Source organism: Burkholderia sp. PvR073 (genome assembly GCF_054055695.1).
The window spans coordinates 1-14911 of the sequence record NZ_JBSRXO010000019.1; the positions used below are offsets into that span (position 1 = coordinate 1).

Below are 14911 nucleotides of genomic sequence, written 5' to 3' on the forward strand. Positions count from 1 at the left end.
ATCGCGACCGTGCGGATGTTCAGCTCGGCGGCGGCACGCATCACGCGGATCGAGATTTCCGAACGGTTCGCGATCAGGATGGACTGGATGGGGGTTGAAGTCACGGCAGCCATGAATCGTTGAAGGTTGAATGAAACCCGTCGACGCGATCCATCCGCCGCCAGATCAAGTTGCCGGTCGGTGCGCGGAGCGCGCCGGCGTTCGCTTTGCATCGGGCCCGCTTGCGGCCACCTGCATTGTTGTCACACTTTCCGGCGGCCGCAATCGGCATCGCGCCGGCGAATGGTATCCAGCCGACTGGTCGCGAGCCGGCGCGCGGCCGCTGTGCGGCGAAAGACGCGGCGAATAAAGGACCCGAAGCGGGCCCGATGCGGATCAGTCGCGATGATCGAAGAGCGGCGCGTGATCCATCCAGTCGTAGTGAGCACTGCCGGTCGCCCATGCCCAGTTCACGTCGACGCGCCGCGTGCTGTTCGCACCCGATGTCGCCGGCGCGTGCCTGTCATGTGCCACAGGGTCGTCCGGTGCGACGGAGGCACCGCAGCGCCGCGCACCGGTGCCCGTTCCAATGTCGCTCATCGCATCAGTCCCCCGGCGCATCATTGCGCGTCGCGGATCATGTTGCGGGCGATCACCAGTTGCTGGATCTGGGTCGTGCCTTCGTAGATGCGGAACAGGCGCACGTCGCGATAGAAGCGCTCGATGCCGTATTCGGCCATGTACCCCGCACCGCCGAAAATCTGCACGGCACGATCGGCCACGCGCCCGCACATCTCGGATGCGAACAGCTTCGCGCACGACGCCTCGGTGCTCACCGGCAACTTCGCGTCGCGCCGGCGCGCGGCGTCCACCACCATGCAGCGCGCCGCATAGATTTCGGCCTTGCTGTCGGCGAGCATCGCCTGCACGAGCTGAAAATCGGCGATGGGCTTGCCGAACTGCTTGCGCTCCATCGCATACGTCAACGCCATCGACAGCATGCGCTCGGCCACGGCCACACAGACCGCGGCGATGTGGATGCGCCCCTTGTCGAGCACCTTCATCGCCGTCTTGAAGCCCTGGCCCTCTTTCCCGCCGATCAGGTTGGCCGCCGGCACGCGCACGTTGTCGAAGATCACGTCGCAGGTATGCGCGCCCTTCTGCCCCATTTTCTTGTCGCGCTTGCCGAAGCTGATGCCCGGCGTCTTCGCGTCGACGATGAACGCCGAGATGCCGCCCGAGCCCTTGTCCTCCGGATTGGTGCGCGCCATCAGCGTGAAGATGCCGGCATGCGGCGCATTCGTGATGAAGCGCTTGGTGCCGTTGACCACGTAGTCGTCGCCGTCCCGGATGGCCGTGGTGCGCAACGACGCCGCGTCGGAGCCGGACTCCGGCTCGGTCAGCGCGAACGACGCGATCAGCTCGCCGGTCGCGAGGCGCGGCAGGTAGCGCTCCTGCTGCTCGGGCGTGCCGTCGAACAGGATGCCCTGCGACCCGATGCCCACGGTCGTGCCCAGCAGCGAGCGAAACACCGGCGATGCCTGGCACAGCTCGAACACCGCGAGCACCTCTTCCTCCATCGTCAGTTCCAGCCCGCCGAAGCGCTCGGGAATGGTGAGGCCGAACAGGCCCATCGCCTTCATGTCGGCGACGATGTCCTCGGGTATTTCATCGGTTTCGGCTACCTGCTCCTCGTTGGGTACGAGACGCTCGCGCACGAAGCGGGCAATGGAGTCGAGCAGGCCGTTGAGCGTTTCTTGATCGCGAATCATGTCGGTACGCCTGAAAAAGGTGAAGAAAACGTCGAAATGCTGCGCCGACTGCCGACACGAAACAATCACGTCGACGAAAACGTTCCGTAGATTGAAATCACGCCGGCTAAGCGGGGACTGGAGCCGGCGATCCGGCCGGCCGGTCATCTACCAAGGTACGGAACAAACTCGATCGATGCGTTGACCGGCGATCGGCGCGGTTCCATCGTAGGGACTCGAATCAATCGCCACTCCATTCGCCATGCCGCTCCAGCCCGATCACCTGCTGTCCCGCCGCTTTCCGCCCATCGAGCACGCGTACTCGCTGCGCGATACCCAGCTCTACGCGCTCGGCCTCGGGCTCGGCGCCGATCCGCTCGACGCCGGGCAATTGCGCTACGTCTACGAAGGCAACGAAGGCGAGTCGCTGCGCGCGCTGCCGACGATGGCGAACGTGCTCGCCTACCCCGGGTTCTGGGCACGCGAACCGGACACGGGCATCACCTGGCAAAAGATCCTGCACGCCGAACAGGAAATCCGGATTCACGCGCCGCTACCCGCGAGCGGCCGCGTCACGGGCACGACGCGCATCACCGGCCTGTGGGACAAGGGGGAAAACAAGGGCGCGTTCCTGCAGCAGACGCGCGACATCGCCGATGCCGACACCGGCCGCCTGCTTGCGACCGTGGTGCAACTGAGCCTGTTGCGCGGCGACGGCGGTTTCGGCGACGGCGGCAGCACCGACGCGCTGCCGATGCCGCACACGATGCCCGACGGCGCGCCCGACCACGTGTGCGAACTGACCACGCCCGCGCAGCTGGCGCTGATCTATCGCCTGAGCGGCGACCTGAATCCGTTGCATGCCGATCCCGCGGTGGCATCGGCGGCCGGTTTTCCGCGCCCGATCCTGCACGGCATGGCGCTGATGGGCGTGGCCGCACATGCGGTGCTGCGCACGGTGCTCGACTACGACAACACGCGCTTCGCGGGCATGCGCGTGCGCTTCACCGCGCCGGCGTGGCCCGGCGACACGCTGCGCACCGAGATGTGGGTGCGCGACAAGACGGTTTCACTGCGCGTCACGGCCGTGGAGCGCAACGTGGTGGTATTGACCAACGCGCGGGTCGACCTGCGCTGAATCGCAATTCTTCAGGAGACACACATGGATCTGGGTTTGACCGGCAAAGTTGCCATCGTCACCGGCTCGGCACGCGGCCTGGGCGCCGCCACAGCGCGCCGGCTCGCGCAGGAAGGCGCGAGCGTCGTCATCACCGACATCAACGCGGAACTGGCGCAGGCCACCGCGAAGGCGCTGCAGGACGAAGGGCTGGCCGCGCACTGCATCGTGGGCGACATCACCAAGGAAGCCGACGTACAGCGCCTCGTCGATGAAACCGTCGCGCATTTCGGCGGCGTGCACATCCTGGTGAACAACGCCGGCGCGCCGCGCGACAAGTACCTGGTGAAGATGAGCGCGGACGACTGGGATTTCGTGATGAACGTGATGCTCAAGGGCGCGTTCCTGGCCGCGCGGGCCGTCATGCCGCACTTCATCGAGCAATGTTGGGGCCGCCTGATCAACATCAGCTCGCGCGCGCACCTGGGCAATCCGACGCAGGCCAACTACTCGGCCGCGAAGGCCGGCCTGATCGGCATGGCCAAGGCGCTGTCGATGGAAGAAGGCCGCTACGGCATCACCGCGAACTGCGTAGCGCCCGGCTTCATGGAAACGGAAATGGTGCAGGCGCTGCCGACCTACGAAACGATCAAGGAGCGCGCGGTGGCGGCCCAGCCGATCAAGCGCGTCGGCCGCCCGGACGACATCGCCGACGCGGTGGCGTTCCTGGCCAGCGAACGCGCCGGCTTCATCAGCGGCGAGGTGCTGCACGTTACCGGCGGACGCTACGGCTGATCGCGCGACGGCAGACCACGGACAATAGCGGCCAGCGCGTGACAGACGCGCGATGGCGGCGGAACATTCATGACATTCAAGAGGCAATTCAAATGAAACGAGCAGCCATCGTCGCCCCGCTGCGGACTCCGGTGGGCGCATTCGGCGGAACGTTGAAGGGCGTTCCCGTCGAGGAACTCGGCGCCACCGTCGCGCGTGCGGTCGTGGAGCGCACCGGGCTCGACCCCGCGCGCATCGACGACGTCGTGTTCGCGCAAAGCTACGCGAGCGGCGAGACGCCGTGCACCGGGCGCTGGGTCGCGCTGCAGGCCGGCTTCCCGATCGAAGTGGCCGGGATGCAGCTCGACCGCCGCTGCGGCGGCGGCGTGCAGGCGCTGGCCACCGCGGCGATGATGGTGCAGACCGGCGCGGCCGACGTGGTGATGGCCGGCGGCGTCGAAAGCATGAGCAACGTCGAGTTCTATACGACCGACATGCGCTGGGGCAAGCGCGCGGGCTCGGTCACGATGCACGACCGCCTCGATCGCGGCCGCGAGCGCTCGCAGCCGGAAAGCCGCTTCGGCCGCATCAGCGGCATGATCGAAACCGCCGAGACGCTGGCGCGCGAATACGACATCACGCGCGAAGCGTCCGACCGCTTCGCCGCCCGCAGCCACCAGCGTGCCGCCGCCGCGCAGCAGGCCGGGTATTTCGACGCGGAGATCGTCCCCGTCGCCGTGCCGCAGCGCAAGGGCGATGCGCTGATCGTCAGGCAGGACGAAGGGGTGCGCGGCGACACCACGCCGGAAAGCCTCGCGAAGCTGCGCACGATCATGAAGGACGGCGTCGTCACGGCCGGCAACGCATGCCAGCAGAACGACGCGGCGGCCGCGTGCCTGATCGTCGCCGAGGACAAGCTCGACGAGCTGGGCCTCACGCCGATCGGCTGGCTGGTCGGCTGGGCGGCCGCCGGCTGCGACCCGGCGCGCATGGGCATCGGCCCCGTGCCGGCCGTACAGAAGGTGCTGGCGCGCACCGGCCTCACGTTCGACCAGATGGACCTGATCGAGCTGAACGAAGCGTTCGCGTGCCAGGCGCTGGCCTGCGTGAAGGGCTGGGGCAGCTCGATGGCGGCGCTGGAAGACAAGCTCAACGTGAACGGCTCGGGCATTTCGCTGGGCCACCCGGTGGGCGCGACGGGCGGGCGCATCATGACGACGCTGCTGCACGAAATGCAGCGTCGCCAGGCACGCTACGGCCTGGAAACGATGTGCATCGGCGGCGGCCAGGGCATCGCGATGATCGTCGAACGCGCATAAGGCAGGAGACCAACCATGAGCCACCCTGAATCCGGCCAGACCTGGCAACCGGGCCAGCGCGAGCTGCAGAACGCCGGCATCGTGAAGCTGATGCGCGCGCTGGACGTGCCGTCGTATGACGAACTGATGCGCGTATCGATCGCCGAGCCCGAGCGCTACTGGCACACCGTGATGTGCGAATGCGCGATCGCGTGGGACGTGCCGCCGACCGGCTATGTCGACCTGTCGCGCGGCCCGCAGTTTCCGAGCTGGTTCCCCGGCGGCAAGCTCAACTGGGTCAACACGATCTACGCGTGGGCACGGCATCCCGCCACAGCGCAGCAAAAGGCCGTGGTGGCCGAACGCGAGGACGGCGGCGTCAACACGCTGACTTTCGCGGAACTGGAGCAGCGTGTGCAGGATTTCGCTGCGGGGCTCGCGCGTCGCGGCGTCAAGCAGGGCGACCGCATCGGCCTGCTGATGGAAAACGGCGTCGAAGCCACCATCTCGCTGCTGGCGATCGTGCACCTCGGCGCACTGGTCGTGCCGCTGTTCAGCGGCTTCGGCGTCGATGCGATCGTGGCCCGCCTCTCCGCCGCCGAAGCGCGCATGGTGATCGCGTCCACCGGCTTCTCGCGCCGCACCAAGCGCGTGGACGTGCAAGGCGCGCTGCGCGACGCGTGGCGCCAGTTGCCGCTGCTCGAACACGTGATCTGGAAGCGCGGCGAAGGCGACACCGCGCAGGACGCGCGCGACCTCGACTGGCAGGAGACCGCGGCCGCTGCACCGGAACAACGCAGCGCCGCCGTGTCGGTCACGCCCGACACGCCGTTCATGGTGATCTATACGTCGGGCACCACGGGCAAGCCCAAGGGCGTCGTGCATACGCACGGCAGCTTCCCGATCAAGATCGCACACGACTCGCTGATCCACTTCGACGTACATCCTGGCGACGTCTATTGCTGGCCGGCCGACATGGGCTGGATCGCAGGCACGCTGGTGCTCGGCTGCGCGCTGCTGCGGGGCGCGACGCTGGTGTGCTACGACGGCGCGCCCGACTACCCCGACTGGTCGCGCATGTCGCGCGTGGTCGAACGTCATCGCGTCACGCACTTCGGCTCGGCCCCCACGCTGATCCGCGGGATGGCGAGCCACGAGGCACTGGCGCTCGCGGGCGACCGCTCGACGGTGCGGCTGCTGATCACGGCCGGCGAAGGCATCGCGCCCGAGCATTTCAACTGGTTCCTGCAACGCTTCGGCGACGGCACGGCGCCCGTCATCAACTACACGGGCGGCACCGAGGCATCGGGCGCGCTGCTCGCGAGCGTGCCGATCCGGCCGATTCCGCCGAGCGGCTTCAACACCGTGTCGCCGGGCGTGGCCGCCGACGTCGTGAACGCAGACGGCCAGAGCGTGACCGGCGAAGTCGGCGAGCTGGCGATCCGCGCGCCGTTCGTCGGCATGACGCACTCGTTCTGGCGCGACGACGAGCGCTACCTGGAAACCTACTGGCAGACCATTCCGGGGATCTGGGTGCATGGCGACCTGGCGCTACGCACGCCCGACGGCAACTACTTCATGATGGGCCGCTCCGACGACACGCTGAAGGTCGCCGGGAAGCGACTGGGGCCGGCCGAGGTCGAGGAAGTCGTGCTGGAGCTGCATGACGTGGCCGAAGCGGCCGCGATCGGCGTGGCGGATGCCGACAAGGGCCAGAAACTGGTGGTCTTCGTCGTGCCCAAGCCCGGCACGGCTGTCGCGGCCGCCGAACTGGAAACCCTCGTTTCCGGTCACGTCGACAAGCGGCTGGGCCGCCCGTTCCGGCCTGGCCACGTGCACGTGGTCGCGCAACTGCCGAAGACGCGCAGCTCGAAGATCATGCGGCGCGTGATCCGCAGCGTGTACTGCGGGCAGCCGCCGGGCGACCTGTCGTCGCTGGACAATCCCGCCGCGCTCGACGAAGTGCGCGCGGCCTCGACCGTCTGCTGACCCGCGCAACGTCCGGCCCCGGGCCCGCCCTGGCCGCGCTCGGGCCGGATCGAGCCATGCGATGCATGCGCTCGCATGAAGCGCAACCGGCATGGCCGCCTGGCCGATCCCAGATCGACCAGGCGGCCGACTTAACCGTAAACGAAACATGAAAGTACTCGAAGGCATCAAGGTCCTCGATTTCGGCCGCTTCATCGCCGGGCCGTTCTGCTCGGCGCTGCTCGCCGACTACGGCGCCGACGTCATCCGCATCGACCGCGTCGGCGGCGGCGAGGATCGCTTCATCGTGCCCGTCACCGAACACGGCGAAGGCGCGCTGTTCCTGCAGGTCAACCGCAACAAGCGCTCGATGACGCTCGATCTCGACAGCCCGGAGGGGCGCGAGATCGTGCGCAAGCTCGTCGCCGATGCCGACGTGGTGATCGCCAACATGCCGCCGCGCACGCTCAAGAGCCTCGGCCTCGACTACGCCAGCCTGTGCGCGATCAAGCCCGACGTGATCCTGGTCGCATCCAATGCGTTCGGCAACAGCGAGGCGGTGCGCGACCGCGTGGGCTTCGACGGCGTGGGCCAGGCGCTGAGCGGCGCCGTGCACATCGCGGGCACGCCCGACCGGCCGCAGAAGGCAATGGTGCCGGTGGTCGACTTCGCGACCGCGTTCTCCTGCGCGCTCGGCGTGATGCTGGCGCTCTACGAACGTCAGCGCAGCGGCATGGGCCAGGAAGTCAGCGCATCGCTGCTGTGCACGGGCCTGAACATGGCCAGCGGCGCGCTGATCGAGGAAGCGTTGCTCGGTCTCGATCGTCAAGCTACGTTGAATCGAGCCTCCGGCTATGCGCCGTCGGACATCTTCAAGGCCACCGACGGCTGGTTCATCACGCAGGTCATCGGCCGCCCGATGTTCAAGCGCTGGACGCAACTCGTGGGCCGGCCGGAACTGCTCGACGATCCGCGCTTCGCCGACGATACGCTGCGCGGCGAGCACGGCGAGTTCCTGAGCGATATCATGAGCGCATGGTGCGCGGACAAGACGCTGGCCGACGTGCTGGCCGAACTCGAAAAGGCGCGTATCCCGGCCAGCCCGGTCAACTCGCCGCGTCAGGTGCTGGAAGACGAGACCGTCAAGGCCGCCGATGTGATCCGCTGGATGGACTATCCCGGCGCGCCGAAGCAGGTACCGATCTTCGCGACGCCGGTGACGCTGTCGCGCACGCCACCGGAAATCCATACGCGACCACCGCTGACCGGTGAGCACACGGATGAAATCCTGGCGGGGATTGGTCTCGATGCGCGGACCGTCGCCGATCTGAGGGCGCGGAAGATCGTGTGACCTGACCGGAGCACACCGTCGTGACCCGTGGCATCCCTGGCCGCGACCACGGGTGCCGGGTCCCGTTGACGGTGCGCCCCCCTTCGATCGTCCCGGCCGGCGTCGTGGCATCGCGGACGCCGCAACGATATGGATATTCGCCAAGTACAATCTGCGCTATCGTCGTAAGACATACTTGACAATCGAATCATGGACCCGTCCCAGCTCCCTTCCCTCGCATGGTTCGTGCATATCGCGCACCATCTCAGCTTCACGAAGGCAGCGGCCGAGATGGGTGTGTCGCGCGCGGCGCTGTCGCAGAACCTGAAGGCGCTCGAGCGGCAATTGAACGTGAAGCTCCTGTACCGGACGACGCGCGACATGTCGCTGACCGAGGACGGGCAACGCCTGTACGACACGCTGCGGCCGGCGTTCGGCTCGATCGAACGGGCGATCCGCAGCCTGCACGAAGTACGGAACGAGCCGTCGGGTTTGCTGCGCGTCAATACGTCCCGGATTGCTGCGAGGAAGCTGATCGAGCCGCACCTGGGCGAATTCATGGCGCGTTACCCGCTGCTGCGGGTCGAACTCGTGATGGACGACGGACTGTCGAACATCATCGCCGACGGATACGATGCGGGTATCCGCCTTGGCGAAAGCCTTGCGGAACACATGGTCGCGGTGCCGATCACACCGATGCTCGAAATGGCGGTGGTCGGCTCGCCGGACTATTTCGCTCGCCACGGCAAGCCGGCGACGCCCGCCGACCTGATCGGGCACAACTGCCTGTGCTATCGCCACACGACGAGCGGTGCGATCTATCGTTGGGAATTCACGTCGACCGAAATCGAAGGCCACGCATTCGAGGTGGAACCGCAAGGCAGCGTGGTCACGAATGACGACGACGGCATGATTCGCGCGGGGCTGCAGGGCATCGGCCTGATTCAGCACCAGGACATCGCGTTGCGTGAGCATCTGGCCGCCGGCACGCTGGTGCGCGTACTTGAAGCGTGGTGCAAGCCGTTTCCCGGCTACTACCTCTACACGCCCTCGCGCGAACAGATGCCCGCGAAGGTGCGCGCGCTGATGGATTTCCTGGTCGAGAAACGAGAACACCTTGCCGCTGACGCGGCAAAGCGCTCGGCCGCCCCCGCCACACCGAAGCGCCGCAAGCCGTCGACTCGACGTGCGTGAGCGGCCGCGATTCGTGCCGCTGACCGACCCTACTCAACGCTTCCCGCGCTGCGCGAATTCGTGCACTGATGCGACCAGCGTCGGTGATTCGGTGCGGTAGCGATACTGCATCCACCTCTCCATCGCCAGCCCGTCGTTCAGCGGTATCTCCATCGCCCGGCGGGCCAAGAGCTTCATGGCCGCCAGCGCATCGGCATCGATTCGCGCGATCTCGCTGGCAAGCTGCATCGTCGCCGTGTCGAGGTCATCGCCGCTCACCGCCTGCGACGCCAGCCCCATCCGTTCGGCGTCGCGCCCCGTCATGCGCCGCCCGGTGACGAGGTAGTACATCGCACGGGCGAGCCCGATCTTGCGCGGCAACCGCTGCGAGCCGCCGCCGCTCGGCAGCAGGTTGCGCTGCAGATGCCCGTCACCGAGTTCCGCGCTCTCGTCGGCGATCAAGATGTCGCATGCCAGCGCCAGTTCGAAGCCGCCGGCCACCGCATGGCCGTTGACCGACGCGATCGTGATTTGACGCGCGCCCTCCATCGACGAGAACGTGTCCTGCATCAGGTCCTGGTGCCGCATGTGCGCCGCAGGATCAGAGAGCACGCCGCTCGCAAGCCATTTCAGATCATTGCCGGCGCAGAATGCGCGTCCGCTGCCGCGAATCACGATCACGCGAATCTCGAGCGCGGGATCCGCGGCCGTCCGCACGGCGTCGTTCAATGCAGCAAGCGTCGGGCCGTCGAGCGCATTCATCCGCTCGGGGCGATTCAGCGTGACGACGCGAACGCCGGGCAGCGAATCGTCGATCAGGAGCGATTGCGTCATGAGCCGTCACCGTGCTTGCTTTCCGGCGCGCACCGACCCACGCCGGCGCCCGTCGCGATCGCGGCATCGGCAACGCCCTGCTCCCGGCACGCGCGATCCGGCGCCGTTCGGGTCTCGTCCGGTGCCATGCCGGACGCTGCTTCGTTGTGCATGCTGTCTCCTCGCCGTCTGGGTCGACCGGCACCTGCTTGCGGTGTGCTGGCACTCCGGCCCCTGCCCTCATTAAAGGCGCGTGTCGTCGGTCTTCGCAATGCGACACGCGAGTTGTTCCGAATGTTGGAAATACACGTGGCGCCGGTAACGACAAGTGCCGCGACCTGAGCCGCTTGCCCAGCGTCGCGTGCCCGGAAATCGCGCATGCCAATCGCGCGCGACCCGGCCCCGCGCATCGCACTGTCACCGGCATCGCCGGCGCGCGCATCATGGCCGCCCCTTCCGAAGTACGAAACAATGTGCAGGAAACGGATCGGCATCGATGTCCGCCGTGATGCAATCGAATATCCATGTCCGGACGAGTACAACACGCTTCTCGAACGCGGCCGGCGCTCGATCCGCAAGGACGCGCTTCGGCAAAGCCGCCCATCAAACAATCTCGAGGGAGACACACCATGCCGTTACTGCATACCATTCGCTCGCGGATCGGCCATGCGGAAGTCGTGCAGATCGTCGAAATGGACATCAGCCGGATTCTGGAGACCCTGCTGCCCGACGCCACGCCCGACGTGTTGAAGACCATTCCGTGGATGAAGCCTCCCTACGTGGACGACGACTACGGCATGCGTGCCGTCAGCCAGTGCTTTATCGTCAGGACGGGCGCACGCACGCTGGTGGTGGATACCTGCGTTGGAAACGACAAGAACACGGCCGGCTTCGATGCGTTCGCCGATCTGCAGCTCGAATTCCTGGCCACGCTCGAGCAGGCAGGCATCGACCGTCACGCGGTCACCGATGTGCTGTGCACGCACCTGCATTTCGATCACGTGGGCTGGAACACCTACAAGCAGGACGGCCGGTGGCTGCCGACTTTCCCCAATGCGAAATACCACCTCGGCAAGCAGGAGTTCGAGTTCGCGCAACAAGGCAACCCGAACGACGCGATGTATAACGCGCAGGACCTGTCGTTCCAGGAGTCCGTCAAGCCAGTCGTCGAGGCGGGCCTCGCGAACTTCATCAATCGCGACACCGACCTCGGTGACGGGATCACGGTGTTCTCCACACCGGGGCACACCATCGGCCACATCGCGATCGAGATCGACGCCGGCACCGAGACCTTCATCATCGCCGGCGACGCCATGCACCACCCGGTCCAGGTTGCCAGGCCGGATATGGCGCAGATATTCGACTACGACAACGCCCAGTCGTCGGCCACGCGACACGCGTTGCTGTCGCGCCTCGACGGCAGCGCAACGCTATTCGCCTGCACGCATTTCTGTTCGCCGTCGTTCGGGTTGATTACCCGTGATCCGGAAGGCGACTACGTGTTCACCGGCGTGCACAAGTAACCCTTATTTTTCGAATCCATGCTCAGTCTCGTCCCCACACTCGACCGGTTGAACGTCCGCCCCGGGCGTCTTTTCATCGATGGCCAATGGCTGGACTGGCCCGATGCGCGTTTCGATCAGTTCAACCCCAATACCAACGAAGTCATGACCAGCTTCGCCGACGCGGGCCCGCGCGGCGTGGATCTGGCGGTGGCCGCGGCGCGCAAGGCATTCGACGATGGCCCCTGGCCGCGCATGCGCGCGCAGGACCGCAAGCGCCTGTTGCAGCCCATTGTCGATCGCCTGTACGCGGCAGAGGAAGAGATCGCCCGGCTGCAAACGCTCGACAACGGCATTCCGTACACCTTCAGCCGAAACTCCCGCGTGTCCGCCAAGGCGGCCGCCGACATCTTCGATCACTTCCTGGGGTGGATCGACAAGATCAACGGCGAGACGCTCCCGATCTTCTCCGGTGCGTCGAACATGCAGTACATGACCTTTCGCGACCCGATCGGCGTGGTTGCGGCCGTGCTGCCGTACAACGGCCCGGTGATGACGTTCGCGATGAAAGTGGCACCGGCGCTGGCCTGCGGCTGTACCGTGATCGTCAAGCCGTCGGAGCTCACCAACCTGGCCGTGAGCAGGTTGGCGCAGATCCTGGCCGAGAGCGACTTGCCGCCCGGCGTGTTCAACCTCGTTACCGGCGGCATCGAAACCGGCACCGCTCTCACCTCGCACGCCGGCGTCGACAAGGTGACCTTCACCGGCAGCCCGCTGGTAGGCGAAAAAATCACGGTCGCCAGCGCGCCGACCATGAAGCGCCTGTCGCTGGAGTTGGGCGGCAAGAGCGCGGCGCTGGTCTTTCCCGACACGCGCAGCGTCCAGGCCACCGCGCAGGCGCTGATGGGGCTGTGTTCGACCTTTTTGTCGGGACAGGTCTGCACCACGCCGTCACGCGCGGTCGTGCATCGCTCGATCATGGACGAGTTCCTCCAGCACGCTCAGGCACAACTCGGGAAGGTACGGTTCGGCGATCCGTTCGATGCCGCCACCACGTCGGCGCCGATGATCTCCCGGCGTCACCAGGCGCGCGTCCTCGACTACGTCGAAAGCGGCCGGCAGCAAGGCGCGAAGCTTCTGGCCGGCGGCGGCATGCCCGGTGGCGAATTCGGCAACGGCAACTGGGTCGAGCCCGCGCTCTTCGCCGACGTACGCAACGACATGAAGATCGCCCAGGAAGAGATCTTCGGCCCCGTGCTGTCGGTGATTCCGTTCGACACCGAGGAGGAGGCCGTGCGCATCGCCAACGACAGCGAGTACGGCCTCGCGGGCTGCGTCTACACCACGGACGTGAGCCGCGCCTTCCGCGTGGCGCGCGCGGTGAAGAGCGGCTCGATTGGTGTCAACGGCTTCGCCAGCATTCCGAATGCGCCTTTCGGTGGCATCAAGCGCTCGGGCGTGGGGCGTGAAGGCGGCTGGTCGACGATCGAGGCGTTCACCGAACTGAAGACCATCAACTTCAATCTGGATGCCTGAGCCATGACCGAAACCTTTGACTATGTCGTCGTCGGCGCGGGTAGCGGTGGCAGCGTGGTGGCCGCGCGCCTGGCAGAAGCAGGCCATACCGTGTGCGTGCTCGAAGCCGGCCCGCCCGATACCAATCCCTTCATTCACATTCCGGCCGGGTACATCAAGAACCTGTTCAACGACAAGCTGGTGTGGCGCTTCCGCAGCGGCCCGATCGCAGGCACGGATGGACGCACCATCGAATTGACGCAGGGCAAGGTCGTGGGCGGCTCGGGTTCGATCAACGGGATGGTCTACAACCGCGGTCAGCACGCCGATTTCGACGACTGGGCCGCACTGGGCAATCCGGGGTGGAGTTACGACGACGTCCTGCCGTTCTTCAAGAAGGCGGAAACGCGGATCGGGCCCGGCGATGATCGCTATCGTGGCCGCAGCGGGCCGCTGATCATTACCGACCCGATCATGCCCGCCCCGTTGTGCAATCTGTTCATCGAAGCAGTCGAGAGCCTGGGCTACCCCTATGTCGCCGACTCCAACGCCGAAGCTCAGGATGGTGTCGGCCCGTGGCATTTCATGATTGACACGCGCGGCCGTGCGCCGCGACGCAGAAGCGCCGCCAGGGCCTACCTGCATCCGGCCATCAAGAACGGCCGCGTGACGCTGCGGACCGGCAGCCCCGCCACCCGCGTGCTGCTGGACGGTCGCCGCGCCACGGGCGTGCGTTACCGGGCGGGCGGCGCCGGCGCACCCGAGCACGAAGTGCGCGCCAATCGCGAGGTCATCGTGGCGGCAGGCGCGCTGAACACGCCTCGCCTTCTGCAAATCTCGGGCATCGGCGACAGCGCGCATCTACGTGCGATCGGCGTGCAGACGCGGGTCGACCTTCCCGGTGTCGGCGCCAACCTGGTCGATCACTTCAACCTGCGCGTGGCCGTCAAGGTCAAGGAGGTCGCCACCATCAACGAGCGCGGGCGCGGCTTGCCGCTGGTCAGGGAGATCGCAAAGTACTTCCTCGGACGGCCCAGCATCCTGAGCATGGGCCCCGTGCCGATGCGTTTTTTCTTCCGCTCCGAACCTGCGTTGTCGCGGCCCGACCTGCAGGTTTCGTTCACGCCGGGCAGCTATCAGGAGGGACTGCCCGGCCTGCTGGATCATTATCCGGGTATGACGCTCGGTGGCCACAAGCAGCGCCCCGACAGTCGGGGTTGGGTCAAGGCGCGCTCCGCCAACATCGACGAACTGCCCGAGGTGCAGCCCAACTACCTGACCAACGAGTCGGACCAGCGCGCCATGGTGGCGGTGGTAAAGATGGCGCGCGCCGTGCTGCAGGCCCGGCCGTTCGCACCGTACTACGTCGACGAAATGTTCCCCGGCAAGGACGTCCGCACCGACGACGAGATCCTCGCGTTCGCACGCCAGCGCGGCGGTACCGTTTATCATCACAACGGCACCGCGCGCATGGGGCCGGACAGCGATCCAATGGCCGTGGTAGATGCGCGACTGCGTGTTCGCGGCGTGCAGGGCCTGCGTGTGGCCGACGCGTCGATCATGCCGTCGCCGATCTCGGGCGCGACCAATGCGGCCACCATCATGATTGGCGAGAAGGCCGCTGACATGCTGATCCAGGACGCGAAGACGATAGTCTAGGCGCGCGTCCGGCGGATGCCGCCCATCTTCCC

General features: G+C 66.6%; 13 protein-coding genes. 9 read left to right on the forward strand and 4 right to left on the reverse strand.

What is annotated here, in order from left to right:
• From ACVK00_RS32410 to ACVK00_RS32420, 3 genes are all read right to left on the reverse strand, one after another.
• Positions 1-212, reverse strand: a 212-nt coding sequence (locus tag ACVK00_RS32410) for a biotin carboxylase N-terminal domain-containing protein (RefSeq protein WP_456826980.1), incomplete at its 3' end; no start/stop codon positions are given.
• A 163-nt stretch (positions 213-375) separates the two neighbouring features.
• Positions 376-579, reverse strand: coding sequence for a hypothetical protein (locus tag ACVK00_RS32415; RefSeq protein ID WP_354123342.1), 204 nt, complete (start codon positions 577-579; stop codon positions 376-378).
• A 20-nt stretch (positions 580-599) separates the two neighbouring features.
• Complete coding sequence (locus ACVK00_RS32420; protein WP_284901437.1) at positions 600-1751, reverse strand: acyl-CoA dehydrogenase family protein; 1152 nt, start codon at positions 1749-1751, stop codon at positions 600-602.
• A 241-nt stretch (positions 1752-1992) separates the two neighbouring features.
• Here ACVK00_RS32420 and ACVK00_RS32425 point away from each other — a divergent pair, with 241 nt between their 5' ends.
• From ACVK00_RS32425 to ACVK00_RS32450, 6 genes are all read left to right on the forward strand, one after another.
• Positions 1993-2868, forward strand: coding sequence for a MaoC family dehydratase (locus tag ACVK00_RS32425; protein ID WP_284901435.1), 876 nt, complete (start codon positions 1993-1995; stop codon positions 2866-2868).
• A gap of 24 nt (positions 2869-2892) precedes the next feature.
• Positions 2893-3642 carry an SDR family NAD(P)-dependent oxidoreductase gene (locus tag ACVK00_RS32430; RefSeq protein WP_284901433.1) on the forward strand — a complete coding sequence of 250 codons (750 nt, stop codon included), beginning with the start codon at positions 2893-2895 and terminating at the stop codon, positions 3640-3642.
• Between the two features lie 92 nt (positions 3643-3734).
• On the forward strand, positions 3735-4940 hold the full coding sequence (locus tag ACVK00_RS32435; protein WP_284901431.1) for an acetyl-CoA C-acetyltransferase: 1206 nt from the start codon (positions 3735-3737) through the stop codon (positions 4938-4940).
• A gap of 15 nt (positions 4941-4955) precedes the next feature.
• Positions 4956-6908: an AMP-binding protein gene (locus ACVK00_RS32440; RefSeq protein ID WP_284901430.1), complete on the forward strand. Its 1953-nt coding sequence runs from the start codon at positions 4956-4958 to the stop codon at positions 6906-6908.
• Positions 6909-7056: 148 nt separating this feature from the next.
• Positions 7057-8238, forward strand: a complete 1182-nt coding sequence (locus ACVK00_RS32445) for a CaiB/BaiF CoA transferase family protein (RefSeq protein WP_284901428.1) — start codon at positions 7057-7059, stop codon at positions 8236-8238.
• 189 nt (positions 8239-8427) lie between these two features.
• The gene (locus ACVK00_RS32450; RefSeq protein WP_284901426.1) at positions 8428-9411 is read left to right on the forward strand and encodes a LysR family transcriptional regulator; all 984 of its coding nucleotides are present in this window, start codon (positions 8428-8430) and stop codon (positions 9409-9411) included.
• A gap of 33 nt (positions 9412-9444) precedes the next feature.
• Here the strand turns inward: ACVK00_RS32450 and ACVK00_RS32455 are convergent, their stop codons facing one another.
• Complete coding sequence (locus ACVK00_RS32455; protein ID WP_284901424.1) at positions 9445-10224, reverse strand: enoyl-CoA hydratase/isomerase family protein; 780 nt, start codon at positions 10222-10224, stop codon at positions 9445-9447.
• Between the two features lie 608 nt (positions 10225-10832).
• On the opposite strand from ACVK00_RS32455, the gene ACVK00_RS32460 reads away from it, so the two are divergent.
• From ACVK00_RS32460 to ACVK00_RS32470, 3 genes are read left to right on the forward strand one after another with little or no spacing between them, the layout of a single operon-like run.
• Positions 10833-11726 (forward strand): MBL fold metallo-hydrolase, encoded by an 894-nt coding sequence (locus tag ACVK00_RS32460; protein WP_354123343.1) that lies wholly within the window; start codon positions 10833-10835, stop codon positions 11724-11726.
• Positions 11727-11744: 18 nt separating this feature from the next.
• Positions 11745-13241, forward strand: coding sequence for an aldehyde dehydrogenase family protein (locus tag ACVK00_RS32465; RefSeq protein ID WP_284901421.1), 1497 nt, complete (start codon positions 11745-11747; stop codon positions 13239-13241).
• A 3-nt stretch (positions 13242-13244) separates the two neighbouring features.
• Entirely contained in the window at positions 13245-14879 is a 1635-nt protein-coding gene (locus ACVK00_RS32470) for a GMC family oxidoreductase (RefSeq protein ID WP_284901419.1), read from the forward strand.
• Positions 14880-14911 lie beyond the last annotated feature (32 nt).

Bases quoted from the DNA above. Each gene is read 5' to 3' on its own strand.
- ACVK00_RS32445 (WP_284901428.1), top strand. From the start codon at position 7,057: ATGAAAGTACTCGAAGGCATCAAGGTCCTCGATTTCGGCCGCTTCATC.
- ACVK00_RS32450 (WP_284901426.1), top strand. From the start codon at position 8,428: ATGGACCCGTCCCAGCTCCCTTCCCTCGCATGGTTCGTGCATATCGCG.
- ACVK00_RS32420 (WP_284901437.1), bottom strand. From the start codon at position 1,751: ATGATTCGCGATCAAGAAACGCTCAACGGCCTGCTCGACTCCATTGCC.
- ACVK00_RS32470 (WP_284901419.1), top strand. From the start codon at position 13,245: ATGACCGAAACCTTTGACTATGTCGTCGTCGGCGCGGGTAGCGGTGGC.
- ACVK00_RS32435 (WP_284901431.1), top strand. From the start codon at position 3,735: ATGAAACGAGCAGCCATCGTCGCCCCGCTGCGGACTCCGGTGGGCGCA.
- ACVK00_RS32460 (WP_354123343.1), top strand. From the start codon at position 10,833: ATGCCGTTACTGCATACCATTCGCTCGCGGATCGGCCATGCGGAAGTC.
- ACVK00_RS32440 (WP_284901430.1), top strand. From the start codon at position 4,956: ATGAGCCACCCTGAATCCGGCCAGACCTGGCAACCGGGCCAGCGCGAG.
- ACVK00_RS32430 (WP_284901433.1), top strand. From the start codon at position 2,893: ATGGATCTGGGTTTGACCGGCAAAGTTGCCATCGTCACCGGCTCGGCA.
- ACVK00_RS32425 (WP_284901435.1), top strand. From the start codon at position 1,993: ATGCCGCTCCAGCCCGATCACCTGCTGTCCCGCCGCTTTCCGCCCATC.
- ACVK00_RS32415 (WP_354123342.1), bottom strand. From the start codon at position 579: ATGAGCGACATTGGAACGGGCACCGGTGCGCGGCGCTGCGGTGCCTCC.
- ACVK00_RS32455 (WP_284901424.1), bottom strand. From the start codon at position 10,224: ATGACGCAATCGCTCCTGATCGACGATTCGCTGCCCGGCGTTCGCGTC.
- ACVK00_RS32465 (WP_284901421.1), top strand. From the start codon at position 11,745: ATGCTCAGTCTCGTCCCCACACTCGACCGGTTGAACGTCCGCCCCGGG.